The organism is Streptomyces atratus (assembly GCF_040655115.1).
Classification (GTDB): Bacteria; Actinomycetota; Actinomycetes; order Streptomycetales; family Streptomycetaceae; genus Streptomyces; species Streptomyces atratus_D.
This window is the reverse complement of sequence record NZ_JBFAJH010000001.1, coordinates 147,486-170,103: the sequence shown is the minus strand read 5'-3', so window position 1 is coordinate 170,103 and position 22,618 is coordinate 147,486. Positions and strand designations below refer to the sequence as shown.

25 protein-coding genes are annotated in these 22,618 nt (G+C 69.8%); 9 read left to right on the top strand and 16 right to left on the bottom strand.

The window, feature by feature from the left end:
* Positions 1–7 precede the first annotated feature (7 nt).
* The 3 genes from AB0I23_RS00835 to AB0I23_RS00825 all read right to left on the bottom strand — a co-directional run bounded on the left by AB0I23_RS00835 (position 8) and on the right by AB0I23_RS00825 (position 3,886).
* Complete coding sequence (locus AB0I23_RS00835; RefSeq protein WP_359105510.1) at positions 8–1,054, bottom strand: AAA family ATPase; 1,047 nt, start codon at positions 1,052–1,054, stop codon at positions 8–10.
* Positions 1,055–1,169: 115 nt separating this feature from the next.
* On the bottom strand, positions 1,170–3,194 hold the full coding sequence (locus AB0I23_RS00830; protein ID WP_359105509.1) for a trypsin-like peptidase domain-containing protein: 2,025 nt from the start codon (positions 3,192–3,194) through the stop codon (positions 1,170–1,172).
* A gap of 56 nt (positions 3,195–3,250) precedes the next feature.
* Complete coding sequence (locus tag AB0I23_RS00825; protein ID WP_359105507.1) at positions 3,251–3,886, bottom strand: CU044_2847 family protein; 636 nt, start codon at positions 3,884–3,886, stop codon at positions 3,251–3,253.
* 224 nt (positions 3,887–4,110) lie between these two features.
* Between AB0I23_RS00825 and AB0I23_RS00820 the strand changes: the two genes are divergently transcribed.
* Entirely contained in the window at positions 4,111–4,293 is a 183-nt protein-coding gene (locus AB0I23_RS00820) for a DUF6104 family protein (RefSeq protein WP_005312030.1), read from the top strand.
* A 45-nt stretch (positions 4,294–4,338) separates the two neighbouring features.
* On the opposite strand, the gene AB0I23_RS00815 is transcribed toward AB0I23_RS00820, so the two are convergent.
* Complete coding sequence (locus tag AB0I23_RS00815) at positions 4,339–5,160, bottom strand: hypothetical protein (RefSeq protein WP_359105504.1); 822 nt, start codon at positions 5,158–5,160, stop codon at positions 4,339–4,341.
* Positions 5,161–5,312: 152 nt separating this feature from the next.
* Here AB0I23_RS00815 and AB0I23_RS00810 point away from each other — a divergent pair, with 152 nt between their 5' ends.
* Positions 5,313–6,170: a DUF4097 family beta strand repeat-containing protein gene (locus AB0I23_RS00810; protein ID WP_359105501.1), complete on the top strand. Its 858-nt coding sequence runs from the start codon at positions 5,313–5,315 to the stop codon at positions 6,168–6,170.
* Between the two features lies 1 nt (position 6,171).
* Positions 6,172–7,164: a PadR family transcriptional regulator gene (locus AB0I23_RS00805; protein ID WP_359105499.1), complete on the top strand. Its 993-nt coding sequence runs from the start codon at positions 6,172–6,174 to the stop codon at positions 7,162–7,164.
* A 49-nt stretch (positions 7,165–7,213) separates the two neighbouring features.
* Here AB0I23_RS00805 and AB0I23_RS00800 read toward each other — a convergent pair whose 3' ends face one another.
* The 4 genes from AB0I23_RS00800 to AB0I23_RS00785 all read right to left on the bottom strand — a co-directional run bounded on the left by AB0I23_RS00800 (position 7,214) and on the right by AB0I23_RS00785 (position 10,666).
* Positions 7,214–7,789, bottom strand: a complete 576-nt coding sequence (locus AB0I23_RS00800) for a Clp protease N-terminal domain-containing protein (RefSeq protein WP_359105497.1) — start codon at positions 7,787–7,789, stop codon at positions 7,214–7,216.
* Complete coding sequence (locus AB0I23_RS00795; RefSeq protein WP_032763160.1) at positions 7,789–7,998, bottom strand: helix-turn-helix domain-containing protein; 210 nt, start codon at positions 7,996–7,998, stop codon at positions 7,789–7,791. Before AB0I23_RS00795 ends, AB0I23_RS00800 begins: the two co-directional genes overlap by 1 nt.
* Positions 7,999–8,270: 272 nt before the next feature.
* Complete coding sequence (locus AB0I23_RS00790; protein WP_359105494.1) at positions 8,271–9,236, bottom strand: zinc-binding dehydrogenase; 966 nt, start codon at positions 9,234–9,236, stop codon at positions 8,271–8,273.
* 206 nt (positions 9,237–9,442) lie between these two features.
* Positions 9,443–10,666, bottom strand: a complete 1,224-nt coding sequence (locus tag AB0I23_RS00785; RefSeq protein WP_037689135.1) for an NAD(P)-dependent malic enzyme — start codon at positions 10,664–10,666, stop codon at positions 9,443–9,445.
* Between the two features lie 524 nt (positions 10,667–11,190).
* Between AB0I23_RS00785 and AB0I23_RS00780 the strand changes: the two genes are divergently transcribed.
* The 3 genes from AB0I23_RS00780 to AB0I23_RS00770 are packed head-to-tail and all read left to right on the top strand — an operon-like array spanning position 11,191 to position 13,891.
* Complete coding sequence (locus AB0I23_RS00780) at positions 11,191–12,153, top strand: ABC transporter substrate-binding protein (protein ID WP_359105492.1); 963 nt, start codon at positions 11,191–11,193, stop codon at positions 12,151–12,153.
* Between the two features lie 29 nt (positions 12,154–12,182).
* Positions 12,183–13,133, top strand: coding sequence for an amino acid ABC transporter permease (locus AB0I23_RS00775; protein WP_359105490.1), 951 nt, complete (start codon positions 12,183–12,185; stop codon positions 13,131–13,133).
* Positions 13,130–13,891 carry an amino acid ABC transporter ATP-binding protein gene (locus AB0I23_RS00770; RefSeq protein WP_359105487.1) on the top strand — a complete coding sequence of 254 codons (762 nt, stop codon included), beginning with the start codon at positions 13,130–13,132 and terminating at the stop codon, positions 13,889–13,891. The genes AB0I23_RS00775 and AB0I23_RS00770 overlap by 4 nt, the downstream gene beginning before the upstream one ends.
* Before the next feature lie 78 nt (positions 13,892–13,969).
* Here AB0I23_RS00770 and AB0I23_RS00765 read toward each other — a convergent pair whose 3' ends face one another.
* The 3 genes from AB0I23_RS00765 to AB0I23_RS00755 form a co-directional block, all read right to left on the bottom strand.
* On the bottom strand, positions 13,970–14,740 hold the full coding sequence (locus AB0I23_RS00765; RefSeq protein WP_359105485.1) for a hypothetical protein: 771 nt from the start codon (positions 14,738–14,740) through the stop codon (positions 13,970–13,972).
* Positions 14,737–15,225: a SigE family RNA polymerase sigma factor gene (locus tag AB0I23_RS00760; RefSeq protein WP_359105482.1), complete on the bottom strand. Its 489-nt coding sequence runs from the start codon at positions 15,223–15,225 to the stop codon at positions 14,737–14,739. Before AB0I23_RS00760 ends, AB0I23_RS00765 begins: the two co-directional genes overlap by 4 nt.
* A 200-nt stretch (positions 15,226–15,425) precedes the next feature.
* A complete protein-coding gene (locus AB0I23_RS00755; RefSeq protein ID WP_359105479.1) occupies positions 15,426–17,099 on the bottom strand; it encodes a recombinase family protein in 1,674 nt (557 codons plus the stop codon).
* A 177-nt stretch (positions 17,100–17,276) separates the two neighbouring features.
* Between AB0I23_RS00755 and AB0I23_RS00750 the strand changes: the two genes are divergently transcribed.
* Positions 17,277–17,906, top strand: a complete 630-nt coding sequence (locus tag AB0I23_RS00750) for a CGNR zinc finger domain-containing protein (RefSeq protein WP_359105477.1) — start codon at positions 17,277–17,279, stop codon at positions 17,904–17,906.
* Here the strand turns inward: AB0I23_RS00750 and sodX are convergent.
* Positions 17,810–18,214, bottom strand: a complete 405-nt coding sequence (gene sodX / locus AB0I23_RS00745) for a nickel-type superoxide dismutase maturation protease (protein WP_359106222.1) — start codon at positions 18,212–18,214, stop codon at positions 17,810–17,812. The genes AB0I23_RS00750 and sodX overlap by 97 nt on opposite strands.
* Positions 18,215–18,422: 208 nt before the next feature.
* Here sodX and sodN point away from each other — a divergent pair, with 208 nt between their 5' ends.
* Entirely contained in the window at positions 18,423–18,818 is a 396-nt protein-coding gene (sodN, locus tag AB0I23_RS00740) for a superoxide dismutase, Ni (RefSeq protein WP_266981604.1), read from the top strand.
* A gap of 248 nt (positions 18,819–19,066) precedes the next feature.
* Here sodN and AB0I23_RS41575 read toward each other — a convergent pair whose 3' ends face one another.
* The 4 genes from AB0I23_RS41575 to AB0I23_RS00720 all read right to left on the bottom strand — a co-directional run bounded on the left by AB0I23_RS41575 (position 19,067) and on the right by AB0I23_RS00720 (position 21,873).
* Complete coding sequence (locus tag AB0I23_RS41575; protein WP_436846853.1) at positions 19,067–19,345, bottom strand: hypothetical protein; 279 nt, start codon at positions 19,343–19,345, stop codon at positions 19,067–19,069.
* 70 nt (positions 19,346–19,415) lie between these two features.
* Complete coding sequence (locus tag AB0I23_RS00730) at positions 19,416–20,027, bottom strand: hypothetical protein (protein WP_359105474.1); 612 nt, start codon at positions 20,025–20,027, stop codon at positions 19,416–19,418.
* Positions 20,028–20,087: 60 nt separating this feature from the next.
* Entirely contained in the window at positions 20,088–20,243 is a 156-nt protein-coding gene (locus tag AB0I23_RS00725; protein ID WP_359105471.1) for a hypothetical protein, read from the bottom strand.
* A 151-nt stretch (positions 20,244–20,394) separates the two neighbouring features.
* Positions 20,395–21,873: an MFS transporter gene (locus AB0I23_RS00720; protein ID WP_359105468.1), complete on the bottom strand. Its 1,479-nt coding sequence runs from the start codon at positions 21,871–21,873 to the stop codon at positions 20,395–20,397.
* A 100-nt stretch (positions 21,874–21,973) separates the two neighbouring features.
* Between AB0I23_RS00720 and AB0I23_RS00715 the strand changes: the two genes are divergently transcribed.
* Positions 21,974–22,585: a TetR/AcrR family transcriptional regulator gene (locus AB0I23_RS00715; protein WP_359105465.1), complete on the top strand. Its 612-nt coding sequence runs from the start codon at positions 21,974–21,976 to the stop codon at positions 22,583–22,585.
* Positions 22,586–22,618: the final 33 nt, after the last annotated feature.

The following is a 22,618-nucleotide window of genomic DNA, read 5'->3' as shown; positions in this document are numbered from 1 at the left end:
CAGCTCATCACCTCGGCCGGTCGAGTCGCTGGATGAGCAGGTCGGCGAGCCGGTCCCGGCCGGCGGGGGCGGCGGCGTCGGTGAGGTAGATGGCATTCAACAGCTGGTCGGTGGCCAGGAGTTCGCTGCGCGACCGCTCCAGGAAATGGGCGATGAGATCGTCTCCGGAGCGCGCCGCCTCGTCGCCGAGGTGGGCGCGGACGAAGGTGGCGAGCCGCTGGTGGTCGGGGCGGCCCAGCTCCAGGTGGATGCAGCGGCGCATCAGCGGAGCCGGGAAGTCGCGCTCGCCGTTGCTGGTGAGCACGACGAACGGGAACGCCCCGCACTGCACGCGGCCGCCCCTGACCGTCACCCTGGTGCCGTCGTCGGTCAGCACCTCGGCCTCCCCGTCGGGCAGCCGGTCGGCGACGCGCTCCAGTTCCGGGATGCCGAACTCGCCCTCCTCCAGCACATTGAGGAGGTCGTTCGGCAGGTCGATGTCGCTCTTGTCGAGCTCGTCGATGAGCAGCACGCGGGGCCGGTCGGAGGGCAGCAGTGCGGTGCCGAGCGGACCGAGCCGGATGTAGCTGCCGACGTTCCCCGCCGCGTCGGAGCCCGCCGCCCCGGCCGCCGCGTCGTGCGCGGCGATCTGGACGTCCTGCAGCCTGGCGATCGCGTCGTAGTGGTAGAGGCCGTCGAGGAGCGTGGACCGGCTGACGATGGGCCAGCGCAGGACCCGGCCTAGCCTGAGTTCATGGGCGACGGAGTGGGCCAGGGTGCTCTTTCCGGCGCCGGGGCTGCCGGTGACCAGCAGCGGGCGCCGCAGGTACAGCGCCGCGTTGATCATTTCGAGTTCTTCGGCGCCGGGCCGGTGGAGTTCGGCGATGTGCCGGTGGCCACCAAGCCGTCGGGTGGCGGACCCGTCCGTGCGTTCGCCCCCGGCCCCGTCCTCGCCGGCGTCCGGGACATCGCGTGCTGCGAAGTCCCGCCAGGGCGGCGGGGACGGCAGCTGTTCGATGCCGTCGTGCGGTTCACCGGCCCCTCGGTAGATGAGCCACTCGCTGGGTTCACTCATAGCGTGTTCCTCGTCGTCACTCGTCCGGCAGGTCCGGTGTGAGGGGCAGCAGCCGTCGAACGTGCCTTACGGTATCGATCCGTGAACTCCCCCGTAAGGGGCCTGCCGGCGCTGTTCACGGCGCCTCCAGGAGCTGATCGGAGCCGGGCAGCGTATGGTGCGGATCGTCGTAGAACAGGACGACGCCGTAGGACCAGAACGCATCGGCGCGTTCCGCCTTCACGTCCCGTCTCAGCTCGTGGATCCTCTGCGGCAGCCGGTCGGCGGTGCGGGCCTCCGCGACGGTGTTGAGGGCGCGCCGATGGAATTCGGAGCAGACCCCGTCGGGTTCCCCGGTCCGCCGCCACAGGGCCACCCCGAAGCCGCCGTCGAGGATCCGCACCAGTCCGGCCGTGGTCTCGGGGTCCGGCCGGGCGCCGTACCGGCAGAGGACCGGCACGGTCTCGTACGCCAAGGTGTGCAGCCTCCCGACCTCCGGTACGCGTACCCCCATTCCGTCCTCGCAGTCGACGACTTCGGCCCGTATCGAGGAGTCCCGGGTGCTGTTCCAGCGGGCCATGCGCCGTCTTTCCCCGTCGCCGTCCGGCAGCTGCCCCCGGTCCGAGCGGCGGACGACGACCGGGCGTACGGCCCCGAGCGGCAGCCCGTCGGGGGTCACCTGCCAGTTGTCGACGTCCAGGCCGAGCAGCGCCGGTGGGACCGCGACCTGGAGCATGGCGGGGCTGTCCGGTTCGTCGCACCGCCGGAACGCCTCGGCGAGCGGAGCTGCCAGCCGGTCCGGGAGAGCGCCGAGCCCCGTGCCCTGGCTGTCCTCGGCGACGGGCAGGACCTCCCCGGTGCGGCGGGCGACGCCGATCCGCCAGTCGTAACGGTCCCGTTCCCAGCCCCGCGGTTCCAGTTCCAGCAGGACGAAGGCGCGTTCGCCGTACCGGGTCGGCTCACCCCTCGGCTCGGGGGCCCGCTGGTGTTCCTGGTCCCGGCTCTGCCGGACGGCGCGCCAGTGCAGCACGAGTTCCTGCCGGAAGTCGCGGGACAGGTCCTCGTCGGCGATCCGTTTCACCCATTCCCACAGGGACTTCGTGGCGGCCCGGGTGGACGGCACGTCGTACGGGCGGTCGGCGGCGAGGACGCCCATGCAGTAGCGCAGGATCAGTTCGAGTGCGGCGTCGCGGTCGCGGACGCGGGCGTCGTACAGCGCGCCGAGTCCGTCGCGCCAGCCGCGCGGTGCCGGACGGAGATCGCGCGCGTGGACGTTCGGCAGGCCGTCGAGGAGCCGCAGCAGATTGCGGGTACTGACCGGCGGCGGGAACTCGGCGAGCCTGCCCAGGAGGTCGATCCGCCGCTTCGGACTGAGCACCCGGCCGGGCGGGCCGGGGAGCTCGCTCTGCACATCGGCCCAGGTCCGCTCGGTGGACGCGGGGCTGTTGTGCCGGTCGGCGTGGTAGCGGTCGTGGGCGTGGAAGACGGCCTGGTACGTGTCGTCCGTCTCGGTCTCCACAGGTCCGGCGGGCACGGTGAGGGAGCGGAGCCGCTCGATTCCGATGGCGGTGCCGCCCTGGTGGCCGTCGAGCCGCGACTTGATCACGCCGACGACCTCGCCGCGGGTGACGTCCACGACGGGGCCGCCGGACATCCCGGGCGCCAGCCAGTCCTCGGCGAGCCGGATCTGCTGGTCGGCATCGGCCCAGCCGCCGAACGTGCCCTTCACCTCGCAGTCGCCGCTGAGCGTCGTCAGACCGCCACCCGGGGCGGGCGCCCAGCCCACGACGCGGACCTTGCGACCGCGGAGCATGGCCTCCGAGCGCTCGGTGACATACACGCAGGGGTGTTCGACGGGCCGCCGCAGCTGGATGAGCGCGAGGTCGGGCGCGGGCCAGCCCCGGTCGCCGGCCGGCCGGGTCTCGGGCAGCGCGGCAAGCACCACGCCGGGGACCTCGGTCAGCTCGGCGTCGTAGGGGTCGGCCCTGAACAGCACGTTCACCTCCCGCCCCTCCCCCTGCATGGCGACATGTGCGCACGTGAGGACCCAGCTCGGGGCGATGAAGAAGCCACTCCCCAGGAAGCCCGGGCCGGGTCCGTCAGTGGCATACCCGTCCCCCCGGCGATGGATGCGTACGGTGGCGTCCCGCACGAGGTCCATGAGCGCAGCCTCCTCCGGCCCCGGACCCCCTTCTGCGCCCCCGGCGGTCTCCTGCGTCATGACCCACCGCCGCCGGCGGTCGCGGCACCGTCGGGGTGCGCCGGTGCGCCGGTGGATGCTCCGGCGGACGCATCGGCCGCGGATGCGGGGGCGTGCGACGGCGGGGACGCGGGGTCGGGCTGCGCGGACCCCGGTTGTACGAACCCCGCGGATGCCGGTCCCGGCGACGCCGGTGGTGCAGGTGGGGCGGCGGGTGCGGGCGGGGCGGCCGGGATGGGTGGCGCGGCGGCCTGCGCGGGCACCTGCGGCGTGATCGGCGGATCGACGGCCGGGCCGCCACCGCTCCAGGTGAGCGTGACCTTGATGGCGCCCTTCGCCTCCCCGTCCGCGAGGAGTCCGACCACCTTGCCCGCCTTGGCCGTGAGTTCGATGCCGAATTCGACGCTGACCTCGTCCGGCCGCACGGCCCGCAGCGGCTCGGCGAGCGACCGCGCGACGCTGGTCACCACCCCCCGCAGGCTCTCCACCCGGGCCTGCACCTGGTCGGCGACGTCGGAGAAGCCGGTGTCCGTATAGGACAGGCCGTCCCCGGCAGGCCTCCGCTCAAGTTCCTCGGCCCCGGAGACGCGTGCCCAGACCGGTGTACCGTCCGGCATCTCAATGCGCGTGATACGGGCCCCACTGTCACTCATGACACCCCCCGTTCCCCGAACTCCCCGCAGGTTAACGGCAGTACGCGATCGATGCGATGCACATTCGTCAGGACGCCGGGGCCGGGTGTGCCGGTTCTCGGTCGTCCGCGGTCGGATTCCGTCGCCTCCGCCGAGGGTGCCTGCGCCCGCCCTCCCGGCCCTCTGGGGGCTGTCACCAGGCATGAAGACCGACCGGCAATTGGGGGGCGGTCTAAACTTGCGCCATGTACTTCACCGACCGTGGCATCGAGGAGCTGGAGAAGCGGCGCGGCGAGGAGGAGGTCACTTTCGAGTGGCTCGCCGAGCAGCTGCGTACGTTCGTCGACCTCAATCCCGATTTCGAGGTGCCCGTCGAGCGCCTCGCCACCTGGCTGGCCCGGCTGGACGACGAGGACGACGAGGAGTAGGGCGACGCCTCCGGGCCACGCCCGCCGGCGCCCGTCGGCCCGGATTCAGCGCCCGTCGGCCCGGATCCGGTCGTACGCAAGACCGAGTGCCCCGTGCACGATCAGCAGCGTCCCCGCGAACGCCCACCCTCCGCCGCGGCGCCCGATCCCCCAGGCGACGAGCGGGACCCCCGCGGCGAGCTGGGCGGTGGCGATCGCCCGTGCCTTGGGGCCGCGCAGCCACGGGCCGAGCCTGCTGTTCTCGACCGCGTCGAGTTCGATCCTCACGGCGTCGCGCCAGCCCGCCCAGGCGATCCGTTCCGTTCCGGGCCTGCTGTCGGCCGAGGCGTGCAGCCGATCGGCGGGTTCGCCGGGATCGAGACCGGCCGGGAGGGTCAGTCCGATGCGGGTGAGGACCGCGAGAAGACCGCGCAGCCGGGTGCGGGCGTCCGCGCCGGGATCCGGGCGGGTGAGCGTTTCGAGCCGCTGGATGTCCAGGACGGGGTCGAGGCCGAGCCGCGCGGCGAACGTGCGCATCGCCTCGTCCTCACCGGCCGGAGTCCCGTCCGCCAGCCAGACGTATCCGACGGGCCGCCGGAAGCCCGACGCGAGCGTGTAGCCGGCCCGGTCGCCGTCCCACCACAGTGCGAGGACCTGCCAGGTGGAGCCGACCGCGAGCGCGGTGGCCCAGCCCCCCACCACACTGTCCACCGGCTGCTCCCCTTCTTCCCCGTCCTGCCAGGGCTTTCCCTCCGGCACGAGGACGCTCCACCCGTCACCGGCGGGTGCGAGCAGCATCCGCTCGCGCAGCAGATGGGCCACCGGCCGTACGGAGTCGGGCTCGGCCCGGCAGAGCAGCAGCGCACCCACGGGTGATGTCGCGTTCATGCCCCACACCGTAGGGCAATGTGCCCATATTTGGCCCCATTTGACCATTCCAGGCCACCTCCCCTCCCTTGACTTCCCCCATCCGCGATATATCGTGTTCTTCAAGGGACGCGATATGTTGCGTCACGGCGCGCTCCTGGGAGGTCAGATCCATGCCTGTGTCGACGTGGGCCATCGCCGAGCCTCGGAAGCTCACCTTCGACGACCCGGTGACGGCGCTCAGCGTGCGCATCGTCAACGGCACCGTCAACGTCGTCGGTACCGAGGAGCCGACCGCGCGGCTGGAGGTCTCCGCGATCGAGGGCCCGCCGCTGAGCGTGACGCAGAAGGACGGCATCCTCACGGTCGCCTACGAGGATCTGCCCTGGCACGGCTTCCTGAAGTGGTTCGACCGCAAGGGGCGGCACCGCAGCGCGGTCGTCTCGCTCGCCGTGCCGGCCGGGGCGGCGGTGGAGCTCGGCACGGTCGGCGCCGGAGCGCTCGTCTCCGGCATCCGGGGACGCACGGACGTACGTGGGATCACCGGCGACACCACGCTCGTCGGTCTCGCCGGCACGGTCCGCGCGGACACGGTCTCCGGCAATGTGGAGGCCCAGTCGGTCACCGGGGAGCTCCGCTTCAAGTCGGTCTCCGGCGATCTGACGGTCGTCGAGGGCGCCGGGGCGGTGGTACGGGCCGAATCGGTCAGCGGCAACATGGTGCTCGACCTGGACCCGACCGGGAAACCCACGGACATCCGGCTGACCACGGTCTCCGGCGAGGTCGCCATCCGGCTGCCGCACCCGACGGACGCGACGGTCGAGGCGAACACGGCCAGCGGCGCCGTCTCCAACGGCTTCGAGGATCTGCGGGTCGGTGGCCAGTGGGGTGCGAAGCGGATCACCGGGACGCTCGGCGCGGGCACCGGGACGCTGAGGGCCACGACCGTCTCGGGGTCGATAGCCCTGCTGCGCCGCCCCCCGGCCGAGGACGATCCGTACGACGCCGAGCCGACCGGAAAGGTGCTCTGACATGCCCCCCGTATTCGCCCATGGGCGGCTCCGCCTCTACCTGCTGAAACTCCTGGACGAGGCGCCCCGTCACGGCTACGAGGTGATCCGGATCCTGGAGGAACGCTTCCAGGGCCTGTACGCACCGTCGGCGGGCACCGTCTATCCACGCCTGGCCAAGCTGGAGGCCGAGGGTCTCGTCACCCATGCCACCGAGGGCGGCCGCAAGGTCTACTCGATCACCGAGGCGGGCCGCGCCGAACTGGCGGACCGCGGCGGCGAACTGGCCGATCTGGAGCTGGAGATCCGCGAATCGGTCTCCGAGCTGGCCGCCGAGATGCGGGACGACGTGCGCGGTGCGGCGGGCAAGCTGCGCAGCGAGATGCGCGCGGCAGCCGGCGAGACCCGGCACACCTCCGCCACCGGGACCGGCGCGAAGGGCGACCGGGGCTCCCCGTTCGGCGATTTCGGCGACTTCACGGACTTCGGCGACAGCGAGGCCTGGCACACCGCCAAGGAGGAGCTGCGCAAGGCCAAGCAGGAGTGGAAGGAGCAGGCCCGCCGGGCGAAGGACGAGTCCCGCCGCGCCCGCGAGGACGCCCAGCAGGCGCGCCGCCAGGCCAAGGAGGCCCAGGAGAAGGCGCGCGAGCAGATGCAGAACGCGGCCCGGCAGGTCCAGGAGCACTTCGCCCGGGGTGACTGGCCCACCGGCGTACGGGAGGGGCTGGCCGAGATCACCGGCCGCCTGGCCGGCTACACCGGGACGACCGGCCGGCCCCCGTACACCAAGCCCGAAGCGACCGCCGACCCCGACTGGGGCAAGGAGGCGGGCACGACGGGCGACCCGGCCCGCGACCTGGACCGGCTGCTCGACCGCTTCCGGGACGACATCCGCGACGCGGCCCGGGACCGGGGCGTCACGGAGGACCAGCTGACGGAGGCCCGCCGCCATCTGTCGACGGCGGCGGCCCACATCGGCGCGCTCCTGCGAAAGGACACCGACGCCAAGGAGTGAGCGGGGCCGGGGCGTGCCGGACGGCACGCCCCGGCGCGCCGCCGCATCCCTACCCCGCCTTCGCCTGCCCCTCGGCTCCCCCGGCCCCGTACAGCGCACGCGTGACCGCCTCGTGCGTCGCCCCGTGCTCCGTCAGCACATCGGCGACCACACCGGGTGTGACGGTGAACGCCAGCAGGATGTGTTCCTCGCCGATGAACCGGTCACCGCGCCCCACCGCGACCCGCAGGGACTTCTCCAGAATGATCTTTGCGCTCCGGGCGAAGGCAGGCCGCCCGGACCGCCCTCGGCGGTCCTTCCGGTCCGCGGCCAGCACACCCTCGCCATGGGCGTCCTCGATCCGGGCGACGATCTCCGTCACATCGATGCCGATACCGGCGAGTGCGTCCGCGTCGGCCTTGGTCAGCCCGCCCCGCCGACGGGCCTCGGTGAGCGCCGCCTCCACCGAGGCGCGGTGGTCGATGAGCCCCAGGGCGGCGACGGCGAAGGCGGCCCGGTTGCCCTGCTGGTCCAGCAGGGCGAGCAGCATGTGATCCTCGGTGACGGAGTCGGAACCGGTCTTCCTGGCCTGGTCCACGGCGCCGGTCACGACGGCGCGGGCACCGCCGGTGAATCGTTCGAACATCAACGCCTCCCGTACTTCTTGTGCACGGCCTGTCGACTGACGCCCAGTTCGGCCGCGATCTCCTGCCACGACCAGCCCTGGACGCGGGCGCTTCCGACTTGTACGGCTTCGAGCTGCTCCAGCAGCCGCCGCAGGGCGGCGACGGCGCGCAACCCGACGCGCGGGTCGCGGTCGCCGGCGCGTGCGGCGAGATCCGTTGCTTCGGTCATGATGTCAACTTACATTGACACGCCAGTCCCGTCAACCATGGTTGACATGATTCGCACGGCGCCCGCCCCGGTGACAACCCGTGCTCGGCTTCGATCCGGCGGCGGCAGGGCGACCCCCAGTCCGTGTGCTGCGGGCCGGGACTTCATTCTCGCCTCCGCCGCCGCCGCGGACGACGTGACAACTGCCGCCACGAGCGCTCCGACCCTGCACAGGACGCAGATCTCGATCGCGAAACCGACGCACCATCACACAGGCGTCAGCGGAACACACTTCAGGATGTGGTGAGTACGATCTTTCCGAACTGGTCGCCCGCGGCGAGCCGCTCGAACCCCTCGCGGGCGCGGTCCAGCGGCAGCACCTCGTCGATGACGGGCCGCACTCCGGTCGTGGCACAGAACGCCAGCAGGTCCTCCAGCTCGTCCTTGGACCCCATCGTCGAACCGACGACCTTCAGCTCCAGGAAGAAGATCCGGGTCAGCTCGGCGTGCGAGGGCCGGTCTCCACTGGTCGCGCCGGAGATGACCAGGGTGCCGCCAGGGCGCAGCGACTTCACCGAGTGGGACCAGGTGGCCGCGCCGACCGTCTCGATGACGGCATCGACGCGCTGTGGCAGCCGCGCGCCGGGCTCGTACGCCTCGATCGCACCGAGCTCGACGGCTCTCCTGCGCTTGGCCTCGTCCCGGCTGGTGGCGTAGATCCGCAGCCCGGCAGCCTTGCCGAGGACGATCGCGGCGGTCGCGACACCACCGCCCGCGCCCTGGACGAGGACGGAGTCACCGGGCCGTACGCCGGCATTGGTGAAGAGCATCCGGTACGCGGTGAGCCAGGCGGTCGGCAGACAGGCGGCCTGCTCGAAGGTGAGCTCCTTCGGCTTGGGCAGCACGTTCCAGCTGGGGACGGTGACCTGCTCGGCGAAGGTGCCCTGGTAGCGCTCGGTGAGGATGGACCGGGGTTCGTCCGGGCCGACGCCGTGCCCGGTCTGGCCGATGACGGAGTGCAGGACGACCTCGCTGCCGTCCTCGTCGATCCCGGCCGCGTCGCAGCCGAGGATCATCGGCAGCTTGTCCTCGGCGAGGCCGACGCCACGGAGCGACCAGAGGTCGTGATGGTTGAGGGAGGCGGCCCGGACCTTGACAGTGGTCCAGCCGGGGCGCGCCTCGGGGGCGGGGCGCTCGCCCAGCTCAAGGCCGGTGAGGGGCTGGTCGCGGTCGATGCGGGCTGCGTAGGCGGCGAACATGGCCCTGACACTAGGCGCGGGGCGGGTACGGCGGAACCGGCCGGGGGTGTGACGTGGCCCGCGTGGTTGCACCCGGGCGGGGGGATCTTTCGGCCTCGTCGGCGTTCGAGGCGTGGGGCCGGGGCGGAGCCCCGGTTCGGGAAGGGGCGGGGCGGGGAGAAGGACCGCCGCACGCGTCCCGCACCCCGCCCCGCCCCCGTTCCACCTCAGCGCCGCGCCACGCCCTCCGCGCGCGCGGCCGCGGCGACCGCGGCCGTCACCGCGGGAGCAACCCGCTCGTCGAACGGCGAGGGGATCACGTAGTCAGCCGCCAGTTCGTCCCCCACGACATCCGCCAGCGCGTTCGCCGCGGCGATCTTCATGCCCTCGGTGATCCGGGACGCCCGCACCTGCAGCGCACCGGCGAAGATGCCGGGGAAGGCCAGCACGTTGTTGATCTGGTTCGGGTAGTCCGAGCGGCCCGTCGCCACGACCGCCGCGTACTTGTGCGCGATGTCGGGGTGGACCTCCGGGTTCGGGTTGGCCATGGCGAAGACGAACGCACCGGGCGCCATCGACGCGACCGCCGCCTCCGGAACCGTACCGCCGGAGACGCCGATGAAGACGTCCGCGCCGACCAGTGCGGTCTCCAGAGGACCGGAGATGCCGGCCTTGTTGGTGATCTCCGCGAGCTCACGCTTGACGTCCGTCAGGTCCTCGCGGTCCCGGCTGACGATCCCCTTGCGGTCGGCCACGGCGACGTCACCGAGCCCCGCCTCCAGGAGGAACTTGGCGATGGCCACACCGGCCGCCCCCGCGCCGGAGATGACGCCCCGCAGGTCACCGAGGGTCCGCCCGGACAGCTTCGCGGCGTTGCGCAGCGCGGCCAGGGTGACCACGGCCGTACCGTGCTGGTCGTCGTGGAAGACCGGAATGTCGAGCCGCTCCTGCAGCTTGCGCTCGATCTCGAAGCAGCGGGGCGCCGAGATGTCCTCCAGATTCACCCCTCCGAAGGAGGGTGCGAGCCGGACGACCGTCTCCACGATCTCGTCCGCATCGGTCGTCGCGAGCGCGATCGGAACCGCGTCGACCCCGCCGAACTGCTTGAAGAGGATCGCCTTGCCCTCCATCACGGGCAAGGACGCCTCCGGTCCGATGTCTCCCAGCCCGAGCACCGCGGTGCCGTCCGTCACGACGGCGACGACCTGCGACTTCCAGGTGTAGTCGTGGACCAGTTCGGGATTCTCCGCGATGGCGCTGCACACCTTGGCAACGCCCGGTGTGTATGCGAGGGACAGGTCGTCCTTGTCACGCAGCGGAACGGTGGCCTGCACGGCCATCTTCCCGCCGCGGTGGAGCGCGAAAGCCGCGTCGAACGGCTCATCGGTGGCGCTGCCGGTACTGCTGTCAGTCGTACTGTCGCTGCGAGGATTGACGATCTCCGCTGCCATGGTGTTGACCCCTTAAGTCTTCTGTGTCTGAGGGTGGCCACTCCTGGTTGAGGAGGGGTGGGCGGGCACCGCGTACGTTCCCTGCACTGGGCGGTTGGCCCGCTCCGACAGGGGGAGGTACATACGCGCGGGCGCGCCGCACACGCGCCCTGAGCCCCGGATGAGGGGTGTAAAGGTCTTTCTTACCGGACAGACCGCATCCCGGACGAGTCCATACCGACGCGGTGACGTGCCTCATAGTCGAATATCTGGACAAGTCGGCTGATCAATCAAATATGGGTCCACCAGTCGAGACGCACCGAACATTCTCCGGCCGGAAGAAGAAAACCCCATAGAAGGTCCGGCCTTGATGTACCGGCCCGTTGAGGTTCGGGGATCGCCCGTTACCCGATTTTGACATGCCTGGCCCCCTGTTTGGGCTAGTCCGAATGGCAAGATGCCGTAACCACATGAGGCGGCGACATCCGACGATGTGTGCCATACCGCCTGGCAATTCCACCTTCACCTGCCGGAGGAACCCGACCATGACCGCACGCACCACCCGTCGTACGACCGCAAAGTCCCGGATTGCAGCGGTCTGCGCCATCGCGGTCGCCGGCACCATGCTGCTGACCGCCTGCGGCGACCAGACCAAGGGCGGAACGGCGGCGTCCGAATCGACGAAGAGCTCCTCCGGGGCGTCCTCCCCCGCCGACCTCCTGCCGCAGGACATCAAGGCCAAGGGTGTCATCAACGTCGGCTCGGACATCGCGTACCCGCCGGTCGAGTTCAAGGACAAGTCCGGCAAGACGGTCGGCATCGACCCCGACCTCGGCGCCGCGCTCGGCAAGGAGCTCGGCGTGACGTTCCAGTTCGAGAACGGCACGTTCGACACGCTGATCACGGGCCTGCGCTCCAAGCGCTACGACCTGGCGATGTCGGCGATGACCGATACGAAGGACCGCCAGGAGGGCGTCGACTCCGAGACGAAGAAGAAGGTCGGCGAGGGCGTCGACTTCGTCGACTACTTCACCGCCGGTGTCTCGGTCTACACCAGGAAGGGCGACGACCAGGGCATCAAGACCTGGGCGGACCTCTGCGGCAAGAAGATCGCCGTCCAGCGCGGCACCGTCTCGCACGACCTCGCCAAGGCGGAGTCGAAGAAGTGTACGGGCGGCAAGAAGATCGCCATCGAGACGTTCGACAACGACCTGGAGGCCCAGACCCGGCTGCGCAGCGGTGGCGCCGACGCCGGCTCCTCCGACTTCCCGGTGGCCGCGTACGCGGTGAAGACCTCGGGTGGCGGCAAGGACTTCCAGATCGTCGGCGAGCAGGTCGAGGCCGCCCCGTACGGCATCGCCGTCGCCAAGGGCAACGATCAGCTGACCAAGGCCATTCAGGCGGCCCTGGACGCAATCATCAAGAGCGGCGAGTACGGGAAGATCATCGCCAAGTGGGGCGTCGAGGCGGGCGCGGTCACCGAGGCCAAGCTGAACGGCGGATCCTGAACCGGCTCCGGCGCTGAAAGGCTTTTCCTGTGACTGACATCGAGAAGAGGGGCCCGGCCGACCAGCCGCCCATACCCCCCACCCCGTCGGCCGGACCTGAGGCGATCAGGGCCATTCCGGTCCGGCACTACGGCCGGTACGTCTCGGCCGTCATCGCCATCGCCGCACTCGTCGCGATCATCTACGCCTTCAGCCAGGGCAAGATCAACTGGGGGGCGGTCCCCGATTACTTCTTCGACGACCGCATCATCACGGGCGTCGGCAAGACCCTGCTGCTGACCGCCCTGTCGATGGTGATCGGCATCGTCGGCGGCGTTCTGCTGGCCGTCATGCGGCTGTCGAAGAACCCGGTGACCTCGTCTATCGCCTGGTTCTACATCTGGTTCTTCCGCGGCACCCCGGTCCTGGTCCAGCTGTTCGTCTGGTTCAACCTGGGTCTGGTCTTCGAGTACATCAACCTCGGACCGATCTACAAGGACTACTGGTCGAGCTTCATGACGCCGCTGCTGACGGCGCTGCTCGGCCTGGGCCTCAACGAGGCCGCCTACATGGCGGAGATCTGCCGTGCGGGTCTGCTCTCGGTCGACGAGGGCCAGACGGAGGCGTCGCACGCGCTCGGCATGAGCCACGGCAAGACCCTGTGGCGCGTCGTGATCCCGCAGGCGATGCGGGTGATCGTGCCGCCGACGGGCAACGAGGTCATCAACATGCTCAAGACGACCTCGCTGGTGGCGGCCGTGCAGTTCTACGAGCTGTTCAAGTACGCCCAGGACATCGGGCAGTCGTCCGGAGCCCCGGTCGAAATGTACTTCCTGGCCGCGGCCTGGTACTTGATCATGACCTCGGTGCTGAGCGTCGGCCAGTTCTACCTGGAGCGGTACTACGCACGCGGGTCGAGCCGCAGCCTGCCGCCCACCCCGCTGCAGAAGATCAGGGTCAACCTGCTGTCCCTGGGCCGCCCGAAAGGAGGCATGGCATGACCGCCATGGTGAAAGCCGAGGGCGTCCACAAGTCCTTCGGCGCCGCGCACATCCTCAAGGGCATCGACCTGGAGGTCGCCCCGCGTGAGGTCTTCTGTCTGATCGGCCCGTCCGGTTCCGGCAAGTCGACGTTCCTGCGGTGCATCAACCACCTGGAGCAGATCAACGCCGGCCGGCTCTATGTCGACGGCGAGCTGGTGGGTTACCGCCAGAAGGGCGACAAGCTCTACGAGCTCAAGGACAGCGAGGTCGCCCTGAAGCGCCGGGACATCGGCATGGTCTTCCAGCGCTTCAATCTCTTCCCGCACATGACGGCCATCGAGAACGTCATGGAGGCGCCGATTCAGGTCAAGGGCGAGGCGAAGGCCGTCGCCCGGGCCCGGGCGGAGCGGTTGCTGGACCGGGTCGGCCTGGCCGACAAGGCGAAGAACTATCCGTCGCAGCTCTCCGGCGGCCAGCAGCAGCGGGTGGCGATCGCCCGCGCACTGGCCATGGAGCCGAAGCTGATGCTCTTCGACGAGCCGACCTCGGCGCTCGACCCGGAGCTGGTGGGCGACGTCCTGGACGTCATGCGCGGGCTCGCGGAGGACGGCATGACGATGGTCGTCGTGACCCACGAGATGGGATTCGCCCGGGAGGTCGGCGATGCGCTGGTCTTCATGGACGACGGGGTGGTGGTCGAGTCGGGCCACCCGCGCGACGTACTGACGAACCCGCAGCACGACCGGACGAAGTCGTTCCTGTCGAAGGTGCTGTAGCGGTACGGGAGTGACACGAGGGCGGTGCGGACTCCGGTCCGTACCGCCCTCTCCCGTATCCCCGTATCCCCCGCCGGGCTACTTCTTCGGCAGCAGCTCCGGGCTCAGCATCAGCGTGCGCAGCTGGGCGCGCGTGAGCGGGGTGTTCTTGAGCAGCGGCCCCTGCGAGGTGTCGGCCCTGAAGCCGGTGCTGTCCCGGACGGCCAGCATCCCGCCGTCCTTCATGGTGAGCCGGCCGACGAGTTCGAAGCCCCACTTCGGCGTACCGTCGCCGTAGTCCATCGAGTCGCTCCAGATGGTCAGCACCCGGCCGTCCGGCAGTTCCTCGCGTACGCAGTCGGCCGGGCGCCGCTCCCCGTTGGTCGGCTTGCAGAGGTTCGCAGCGGGATCGAGTCCGCCGAACTTCTGGCCGACCTGCTTGCCGTTCATGGCACCGATGACGAGGTAGCCGACGCCTCCGTCCCTGCGGACGGCGTACTGCCCGTCCAGCGGCCCCACCGGGTGCTCCTTGGCCTGCTGCGGGGTCGCGTGCTTGATGATCACGGCGAGCGAGACCTGCTCGACCGAGCCCACGCCCTTGGGCAGCAGCTCGACGAGCTTCTTCGCCCGGCCGCTGTTACCGGCCGGTTCGGCGGGCGCCGCCACCGAGGCCTGCTCCTCCTTCGGCTGCGCCGTCAGTCCCGGGACCGCGACCGCTCCGGCCGTGACCACGGCGAACGCGGCCGCCGCGACCGTGGCCCGGCGCCGCCACCGTACCCGGGCGGCCTTCGCGTACACCCCTTCGGTGCTGATGACCGGCTGCCCCGCGTGCTCGGCGGCCCGCCCCAGCAGCTCCCTGACGTCGCTCATACGTATTCCTCCGCCATCTCGGCGCGCAGCGCCGCCAACCCCCGAGCCGCGTGGCTCTTGACCGTGTTCTCCCGCATCCCGAGCATGTCGGCCGTGGCCTCGACGCTCAGGTCCTCCCAGTACCGCAGCACCAGGACAGTCCGCTGCTTGGCCGTGAGCCGGGCGAGTGCCGCCCGTACCGCAAGGCCGGTGTCCGTGTCGGGCGACCGGCCCGCGCGGTCGGGCAGTTCGCCGTACGCCTGCTCGCGCCGCCAGAACCGGCGGCGGGCGGCGATGAAGGTGTTGACCAGCGTCTTGCGCGCGTACGCCTCGATGTTGTCCAGCCGCCCGTGCCGCCGCCCGCCGAGCACGACCTTCACGAGGGTCGACTGGACCAGGTCCTCGGCCTCGTGCCGGTCGCCGCAGAGCAGATAGGCGCTGCGGAACAGTGCCGTACGTCTGCCCTCGACGAAGGCGTGCAGCGCGGCATCGTCATCGCTCCGCATCGTCGGCGCCCCCTCCCGGGTCCGCGGGTGCGGACCGTCTCACCCTTCCAGTGCGCCGGGGTGCGCGGCGGGTTGCAGCAGGGGCGGAAAAAGCTCGGGGCGGTACGGACCGGAGTCCGTACCGCCCATCCTCATCCCCCGCACCTGTTTCGCAGCGAGTACCACCGCATCCGAAGCGATGGCGAGCACAACCCCTTACTTCATCGCAAGCCGTCCCAGGCAGTGATGAGCGCGATATCCAGCCAGCCCGCTGCCCAGGCATAGCGCGGCTCCAACCAGCCGACCTTCTCCCGTTGTTCCCTCGTCCACTGCACGTTGCAGATGTCCCGGAGTTCCGGCGTCCAGACACAAGCACTCGTGTCGACCTCATCGCCGCGCAGCAGCTTGTCCGAGCCCTGCCACTGCACCGAAACATGGCGTGGGTCAAACCGGTTCTTCGTCTGCGGCTCAATGACAATGCTTGAGAAGACGGTCCTCAAGATGGCGCGTCGGCGTTCAATTCCGAGCTCAGGCCATGTGCGGGTGAGCTCCGGATCTAGCAGCACCGCGTACTCGGTCGACGGTGTGGCATTCGCGATCACACGCTCTGCTTGCACCCTCTGGTCGCTCCACTTCCTCGTGAAGCGGTTGTACTCCCCAGGTCCGATCTGCCCGTCCTCCGCCGCGCGCCGCCACTCCTCAATCTTGGACTCCGCCCGATCCCGTTCGGCAATGGCCTCCCGTATGTCAGTGCCACCACGAGCCAGGAGTTCGGCAAGGTCCGGCCGGGCCAGCCGGAGGAACAACAACATGGTGACGTACTTTTCGAGTTGCCACACCGAACGGGACACGTGGTGGCTGTGGCAGACATAGACCTCTTGCGCGTAGTCTCCGCGCTTCCTGTGTACGTTTCGCGCCCCCCTCACAGGCTCACCGCACACGCCACACCTGGCGAATCGAGCGAGCACATACTTGACCGCCGCCACGCGCCCCGTCTGCCGAGAGAGCAGGCGTGCGCGCGCCGCGTAGAACGTCTCGTCGTCGATGAGACGGGGCCAACGAGCCCTCGCCGTGACTGTCTGTGTTTCTCCGCGCGGAAGCTCGTAGCTGATCTTCCGCTCGACACGTCCGATGTACCCGACGTTGAAAGCCATGTCACGGATGGTTTGCCTGCTCCACTCGCCGGTGGCCTTCTGCCGGCCGCCGGGCGTAGGCACCTTCCGCCCATCCAGGTCGTCCTTGATTCGCTTGATGGACTCGCCCAGAGACATGCGGGTGATTACCTCGCGGACAATCATCACAGGGGTATCGCCTGCGTCGGTCACAGCCGTGTCGTCAATGATCCAGGTAGGCCGGTTACCTCCGTCCGGAGCCCCCTTCTTGAGCCCGTACGGCGGTCGGCCATGGGGGCGGCCCTCTTCCGCCGCACCGCTGATACCCCGCTGCGCCCGGTCGGAGACGAGCCCGGCCTCCATCTCCGCCCCAACCCCGTCGACAGTGGCCGTCCAGCGGTCGTCGGAGTCGCGGGGATCGATGATCCTGCCGGAATACCAGAGGCGCACGCCGACCTCGGCGCAGGCGTCGATGAGTTCGAGCCAGTCACTCGTGACTCGCTCGAATCGGCTCACCTCCCAGGCGGCGATCAAAGTCGCCTGCCCCTCTATGACGAGGCGCTTGAGCATCATGAACTCTTGACGGTCCTTGACTGCGAACCGGCTGGCTGAGCAGCCGGCATCCTTCAACTCGGCTATGACGAACCACCGTTGGGTGTTGGACACTGTTCTCAGGGACTTGAGCTGCTGATCAGTGGAGCGAGTGTCCAGCACCATGGCGGACGGCCCCTGTTTGATGTGACTCACCCTGGCATAGAGGATGACCTTCTCCGCTGGCCGCACGCCTTACGCCCCCCTAACAAATCAAGCGATGACAACACTCGGCAACGATGCCTTTCCCAGTGTCCCGCCAGGGGTGCAAGTCGGGACAGTCGCCCTTTCGAGTACAGAAACCTCTCGCTAGGTAATACCCTCGATAGGGTCACGGCCATTACGGCATCAATACGATAAGGACTACAAGTGGAACTGGCCTATTACTCGGACTATGCGGTGCGCCTGGTCAACACGGAGGAGCCGGCCCGCAACAAGGACGTCCTCACCTCCGTAGAGGCGGTCCGCGATCTGTTCGGCGCCAACAGACAGGCGGCAAGGCGCGCCACCGACGCGGACGTGACCCGCTTCCGGTCGGTACGGGCACGGCTGCGCGCCGTTTTCGAGGCGGCCGACACCGGCGACGAGACGCTCGCCGTCGACCTGTTGAACTCGCTGCTGCTGGAGTTCCCGGTCAGCCCGCAGATCTCCGGCCACGACACCCGTGACGCGGACGGAAAACCGGACTGGCACATGCACCTGGCCGACCATCCCTCGAACGCGACGGCCGGCTACGCCGCCATCGCGGCGATGGGTCTCGCCTTCCACCTCACGTCGTACGGGGTGGACCGGCTCGGGCTGTGTGAGGCCGCGCCCTGCCGCAACGCGTACCTGGACACCTCGACCAACCGGTCCCGCCGCTACTGCTCGGACCGCTGCGCCACCCGCGCCAATGTGGCCGCCTACCGGGCCCGCAAGCGCCTGGAGACGGAGCGCGCCGCCGACACCGGCCGCAGTGCGGAGACCGCCCAGCCCAGCACCGCGCGGGCCGAACGCTGATCCTTCCTCAGCGGCCGGAAGCGGGCCCGGACCCGGGCCAGCACCAGCTCTTCGGGGACCGTTCCGTAGTCCGTGCTGTCCCCGCCCGCGAACGTGTTGTCGGCCAGCACCCACCAGCCGCCCGCCCGGCGCTCGGTGGCGCGCTTGACGACCAACAGGTCCTGCTGGAAGGGATGGCGCAGAACGATCACGTCACCGGGGCGCACCGGCGCCCCGTACTGCACGAGCAGCCAGTCCCCGTGATGGAGCGTGGGCACCATCGACGGCCCCGTCACCTCCACCACCTGGAACCGCACCCGCCCCGCCATGCCCCGCACGGGCTCCTGCGCCAACTCCGGTACCTCCGGCAAATCCGGCACCTCCCCGGTCCGTTCCGTACACCGTTCCGTACATTCGCCCACTGGCCCCATACTCACCCCGGACTTTTGGCCTAAGCCCATGGGGGCACCCACGAAAAGACGTCTCTCACGGAGTAATGTCCCACCTGAGAAGACGATCACGAGGAAGGACAGCTCAATGCTTTCCCGCCTGTTTGCCCCCAAGGTGAAGGTCAGCGCCCACTGCGACCTGCCCTGCGGCGTGTACGACCCGGCCCAGGCCCGCATCGAGGCGGAGTCCGTCAAGGCCGTCCAGGAGAAGTACCAGGCCAACGAGGACCCGCACTTCCGGGCCCGCGCGGTGGTCATCAAGGAGCAGCGCGCCGAGCTCGCGAAGCACCACATCTCGGTGCTGTGGAGCGACTACTTCAAGCCCCCGCACTTCGAGAAGTACCCGGAGCTGCACCAGCTGGTCAACGACGCCCTCAAGGCGCTGTCGGCCGCGAAGGCCTCCACGGACCCGGCGACGGGCCAGAAGGCGCTGGACTACATCGCCGAGATCGACAAGATCTTCTGGGAGACCAAGAAGGCCTGATCTTGGATCATGCCGTTTGACCTGCGATTCCTTGGTCGCCTGGTCATCTTGTCCGCACCCGGTCCACAGGCCGCCGAGCACGGCGTCCATGACGGACCGGGTGCGGTCTTCTTCGCCCGGCCACAGGTGCGCGTAGATCCGCCGCAGCGTGATGACGGCGGACGCGTGGCCGAGGACGAGCTGGACCTGTTTGACGCTCGCGCCGCCGGCGATGAGCGCGGAGGCGTAGAAGTGCCGCGGATCGTGGGTCACTGCGGCAGCCCGACGGGCTTGCGGCCCTCGCGCCCGGCCGCCCTGTTCTCCGCCGCCTGGAGCACCTTGCGGACACAGTTCCATCCGGTCTTCCAACGGCGGTAGTTGAGGGGCTCGCCCTCCTCCATCGTGAACAGCCACTCCTTGGAGGGCCGTGCGGCGAGATGCGCGAGGAGCGCGTCGATGACGACCTCGACGACGGGGACCGTACGCCGGGACTTTCCGGTCTTCCGGCTTTCCCTCGGGCCAGGCCCCGGCGGGCAGTGAGTGGTCATGCGCCACTCGTCCTGTGTGGACATCCCGGAGCGTAATGACGCCACGGCCCACCTCAGTTCACCGCTCACGCTACGGAAGCAGGCCGATCCGCTCCCGATAGGCATACGCGAGCGGCAGCGATGCCGTGTAGAGGCGGTCGACGGCCGCTGCGTCGATGCCGCCCCGGGCAGTGACCGCACGGACATCGGCGACATCGTCGACCTGGCGCTGGATCTCCAGTTCGCGGAGGTCCGCCGGATCGTCGCCGTCCCTCACCACGGGGATCATCTCCTCCAGGGCGTCCGCGAAGGAGTGCATCGCATCCAGGGCGTCCGCGACCGTTTCGGCGCTGGAATCCGGATCGTCCCACGCTTCGAGGACGAAACCTGCGATGTCCAGGACGTCCATTCCCCAGGCACCCGGGCCGTCCGGTTCCTCGATGTGCTCGCCATCGGGCTGGACGAGCTCGTTGTACACCTCCAGAACTTCCGCGAGTTCGTCCGTGGCCGGCTCTCCCGAGGCCAGAGCCTTGGAGACGGCCACAACCCGCTGGAAGAATGCCTCCGAACCGGGAAAAAGCTCGGAGAATCCGCCCTCCATCGGGAACAGCGAGACCCTGTGCAGAGCGAGCGAAGCGATGACCGCCCGCCCCGCTGGACTGACCTCGGCCAGCCCTGCGGACGTTACTTCAACTTCGGACATCTTCCCTATCCCTGCCAAGCGAACGACCGGGCGCCAGTGAGGGCACCCCCGCTCGGATTCTTACGGAACTTGTTGTGGATCACAGTCCTCCAGTGAGTCCCCCACGAGGCGGGCAGCGCCCACGGTGTCGCTGAACGGTTCGAACAGCTCGGGGATGACGTCGGCCGGAATCTCCGAGCCGTCCGTCTTCATCGCGTTGCGGATCTTCGGGTCCACGATGCGGTTCCCGCTGGATGCCAGGGCATCGACGAGCGGCCGGGAAGCCCCTCGCGAGCCGATTTCCTCGGCCTCCGCAGCGCTGTGGAAGGACAGGGAGCTGCCGGGTGACGGCCCGGCAGCTCCTCGGTTCGGCGGGACCGCCCGGCGGTCACCGGCCGGCGCCTCCCCCGCGCCCCCGGGTTCCCAGGAACATGCCGGCCAGCAGCGAACCCGTCAGAACCAGTGCGGAGTTGACCAGGATCGCGACCGTGACTCCGGACAGGACGCCGGTGGGGCCGGTGTCGCCGAGCGAGGTCATCCGGGCGGCGGCGATGGCGCTCATGACCGGGATGCCCATGGTGATGCCGACCTGCTGGGTCATCGTGGCGAGGCCGGTGGCCAGGCCCTGTTCGGTGTCGGGGAGACCGGAGGTGGCGGTGACCATGAAGCCGACGATCATCAGCATGTTGCCGATGCCGCCGATGAAGGTGGCGGCGAGGAGCAGCCAGATCCAGGCGCCGGATGTGCCGAGGGCGACCAGGGCGAGCGTGGCGGCGGCCTGGACGATACCGCCGGTGACGATGGTGGCCCGGGTCCCGTATCGGCCTGCGGCGCGGCCGCCGAGGGTGCCGCCGATGACCGTGCCCAGGCCCAGGACCCCGAAGGCGAGTCCGGTGGCGAGGGGCGAGTAGCCGAGGACTTCTTGCAGGTAGAGGGTGAGGAGGAAGACGAGGGAGGTCTCGGTGACGAAGGCGATCAGCCCTGCGGCGTTGCCCCAGATGACGCTGCGTCGCTTCAGGATCCGTACGGGCACCAGGGGGGTCGCGGCCCGCTTCTCGACGAACCAGAAGGTGACGAGAAGGGCGACGCCCGCGAGGAGCGCCGCCAGGGTGGTGGGGGCGGTCCAGCCGGTCTCACCGGCCTGGGTGAGTCCGTGGACGAGGGCGAGGAGTCCGCCGGTGACGGTCACGGCGCCGGGGATGTCGAGCCTGGGCCGCTCGGTGGGGCGCGAGTCGGTGATGACGGACGGGGCGAGAACGAGGACGAGCAGGGCGACGGGTGCGTTGATGAAGAATGCCCAGCGCCAGGAGAGCAGGTCGGTGAGGAGTCCGCCGAGGATGGCCCCTGCGGTGAACCCGGCCGACATCAGGGCGCCGTTGAGACCGAGGGCGCGTTCCCGCAGCGGCCCCTCCTTGAAGGCCGTCGTCAGCAGGGCGAGCCCGGCCGGGGTGACGGCCGCGGTGGCCAGACCCTGCAGCACACGCGCGGAGAGCAGGACTTCGGGCGAGGTGGCGAGTCCGCCGAGGAGGGAGGAGGCGCCGAGGACGGCCATCCCGCCGAGGAACATCCGCTTGCGCCCGACGATGTCGGCGACACGCCCGAGGAGGAGGGTGAAGCCGGCGGCGGCGAGCGCGAAGGCGGTCGCGATCCACTGGAGGTTGGCGAGGGAGAAGCCGAGCCCCTTGCCGACGACCGGCAGTGCGACGTTCAGGATCGAGAAATCCACGGCGATCATGAACTGTGCGCCGAGAAGAAGGGTGAGGACGAGCTTCTGCCGCCGGGTCATGCGGATCCCGGGCTGTGCGGAGGCGGTGATGGTGGCGTCTGCTTCAGCCGTCGATGACGGGGTTGTGCTGGGTGCGGACATGGGTGTCTTCCTCAGGCAGGAGTTTTAACGGTTCCATGGTTCCGTTAAGGTGGAGTCACCGTAGCAGGGGAAGCCCATCTAATGGAACTGGAGACCCGTTATGACTTCCGAGGGTGTGGAGCCCGGCACCGTCCGGCCCGGTGGGCGCACCGCCCGGGTCCGGGAATCCGTCCTGCGGGCGGCGGGCGACGCCCTGGCCGAGCACGGCTTCGACGGCCTCGACCTCGCCGATGTCGCCCGCCGTGCGGAGGTCGGCAAGACCACCGTCTACCGTCGCTGGTCCACCCCCACCGGTCTCATCGCCGATCTGCTCGACGACATGGCCGAGCAGTCCTCTCCCCGCACGGACACGGGTTCACTGCTCGAGGACCTCAGGGCCAATGCGCAGCTCGTGGTGAAGACCCTCACCGACCCGCGCCAGGGCCCGCTCTTCAGGTCGGTGATCGCCGCGGCGACCTGCGACCCGCGCACGGCCGAGTCCCTGCACCGCTTCTACGCGATCCGCATCAAGGAGTGGGCGGGCTGCGTCACCGCGGCCCTGGAACGCGGCGAGCTGCCCGCGGGCACGGACCCCGACGAGGTGATCCGCGCGGTCTCGGCCCCGCTCTACTACCGGTTGCTGGTCACGGGCGATCCCCTCGACGCGGCAGCCGCCGACCTCGCCGCCGGGTCCGCGGCGGCCGCCGCGCGGGCGGGCGAGTACGTGAGGTGACGCGGTACGCGCCGGGCGGGGGCTGCACCGCGG

What these genes read in the sequence shown, in the direction of transcription:
- AB0I23_RS00830 (WP_359105509.1), bottom strand. Translation starts at nt 3,194, where the DNA reads ATGGACCTCGTGCGGGACGCCACCGTACGCATCCATCGCCGGGGGGAC.
- AB0I23_RS00785 (WP_037689135.1), bottom strand. Translation starts at nt 10,666, where the DNA reads ATGGCAGCGGAGATCGTCAATCCTCGCAGCGACAGTACGACTGACAGC.
- AB0I23_RS41575 (WP_436846853.1), bottom strand. Translation starts at nt 19,345, where the DNA reads ATGACCACTCACTGCCCGCCGGGGCCTGGCCCGAGGGAAAGCCGGAAG.
- AB0I23_RS00760 (WP_359105482.1), bottom strand. Translation starts at nt 15,225, where the DNA reads ATGCGGAGCGATGACGATGCCGCGCTGCACGCCTTCGTCGAGGGCAGA.
- sodN (WP_266981604.1), top strand. Translation starts at nt 18,423, where the DNA reads ATGCTTTCCCGCCTGTTTGCCCCCAAGGTGAAGGTCAGCGCCCACTGC.
- AB0I23_RS00815 (WP_359105504.1), bottom strand. Translation starts at nt 5,160, where the DNA reads ATGAACGCGACATCACCCGTGGGTGCGCTGCTGCTCTGCCGGGCCGAG.
- AB0I23_RS00715 (WP_359105465.1), top strand. Translation starts at nt 21,974, where the DNA reads ATGACTTCCGAGGGTGTGGAGCCCGGCACCGTCCGGCCCGGTGGGCGC.
- AB0I23_RS00835 (WP_359105510.1), bottom strand. Translation starts at nt 1,054, where the DNA reads ATGAGTGAACCCAGCGAGTGGCTCATCTACCGAGGGGCCGGTGAACCG.
- AB0I23_RS00810 (WP_359105501.1), top strand. Translation starts at nt 5,313, where the DNA reads ATGCCTGTGTCGACGTGGGCCATCGCCGAGCCTCGGAAGCTCACCTTC.
- AB0I23_RS00800 (WP_359105497.1), bottom strand. Translation starts at nt 7,789, where the DNA reads ATGTTCGAACGATTCACCGGCGGTGCCCGCGCCGTCGTGACCGGCGCC.
- AB0I23_RS00825 (WP_359105507.1), bottom strand. Translation starts at nt 3,886, where the DNA reads ATGAGTGACAGTGGGGCCCGTATCACGCGCATTGAGATGCCGGACGGT.
- AB0I23_RS00790 (WP_359105494.1), bottom strand. Translation starts at nt 9,236, where the DNA reads ATGTTCGCCGCCTACGCAGCCCGCATCGACCGCGACCAGCCCCTCACC.
- AB0I23_RS00780 (WP_359105492.1), top strand. Translation starts at nt 11,191, where the DNA reads ATGACCGCACGCACCACCCGTCGTACGACCGCAAAGTCCCGGATTGCA.
- AB0I23_RS00770 (WP_359105487.1), top strand. Translation starts at nt 13,130, where the DNA reads ATGACCGCCATGGTGAAAGCCGAGGGCGTCCACAAGTCCTTCGGCGCC.
- AB0I23_RS00730 (WP_359105474.1), bottom strand. Translation starts at nt 20,027, where the DNA reads ATGTCCGAAGTTGAAGTAACGTCCGCAGGGCTGGCCGAGGTCAGTCCA.
- AB0I23_RS00805 (WP_359105499.1), top strand. Translation starts at nt 6,172, where the DNA reads ATGCCCCCCGTATTCGCCCATGGGCGGCTCCGCCTCTACCTGCTGAAA.
- AB0I23_RS00765 (WP_359105485.1), bottom strand. Translation starts at nt 14,740, where the DNA reads ATGAGCGACGTCAGGGAGCTGCTGGGGCGGGCCGCCGAGCACGCGGGG.
- AB0I23_RS00820 (WP_005312030.1), top strand. Translation starts at nt 4,111, where the DNA reads ATGTACTTCACCGACCGTGGCATCGAGGAGCTGGAGAAGCGGCGCGGC.
- AB0I23_RS00720 (WP_359105468.1), bottom strand. Translation starts at nt 21,873, where the DNA reads ATGTCCGCACCCAGCACAACCCCGTCATCGACGGCTGAAGCAGACGCC.
- AB0I23_RS00795 (WP_032763160.1), bottom strand. Translation starts at nt 7,998, where the DNA reads ATGACCGAAGCAACGGATCTCGCCGCACGCGCCGGCGACCGCGACCCG.
- sodX (WP_359106222.1), bottom strand. Translation starts at nt 18,214, where the DNA reads ATGGCGGGGCGGGTGCGGTTCCAGGTGGTGGAGGTGACGGGGCCGTCG.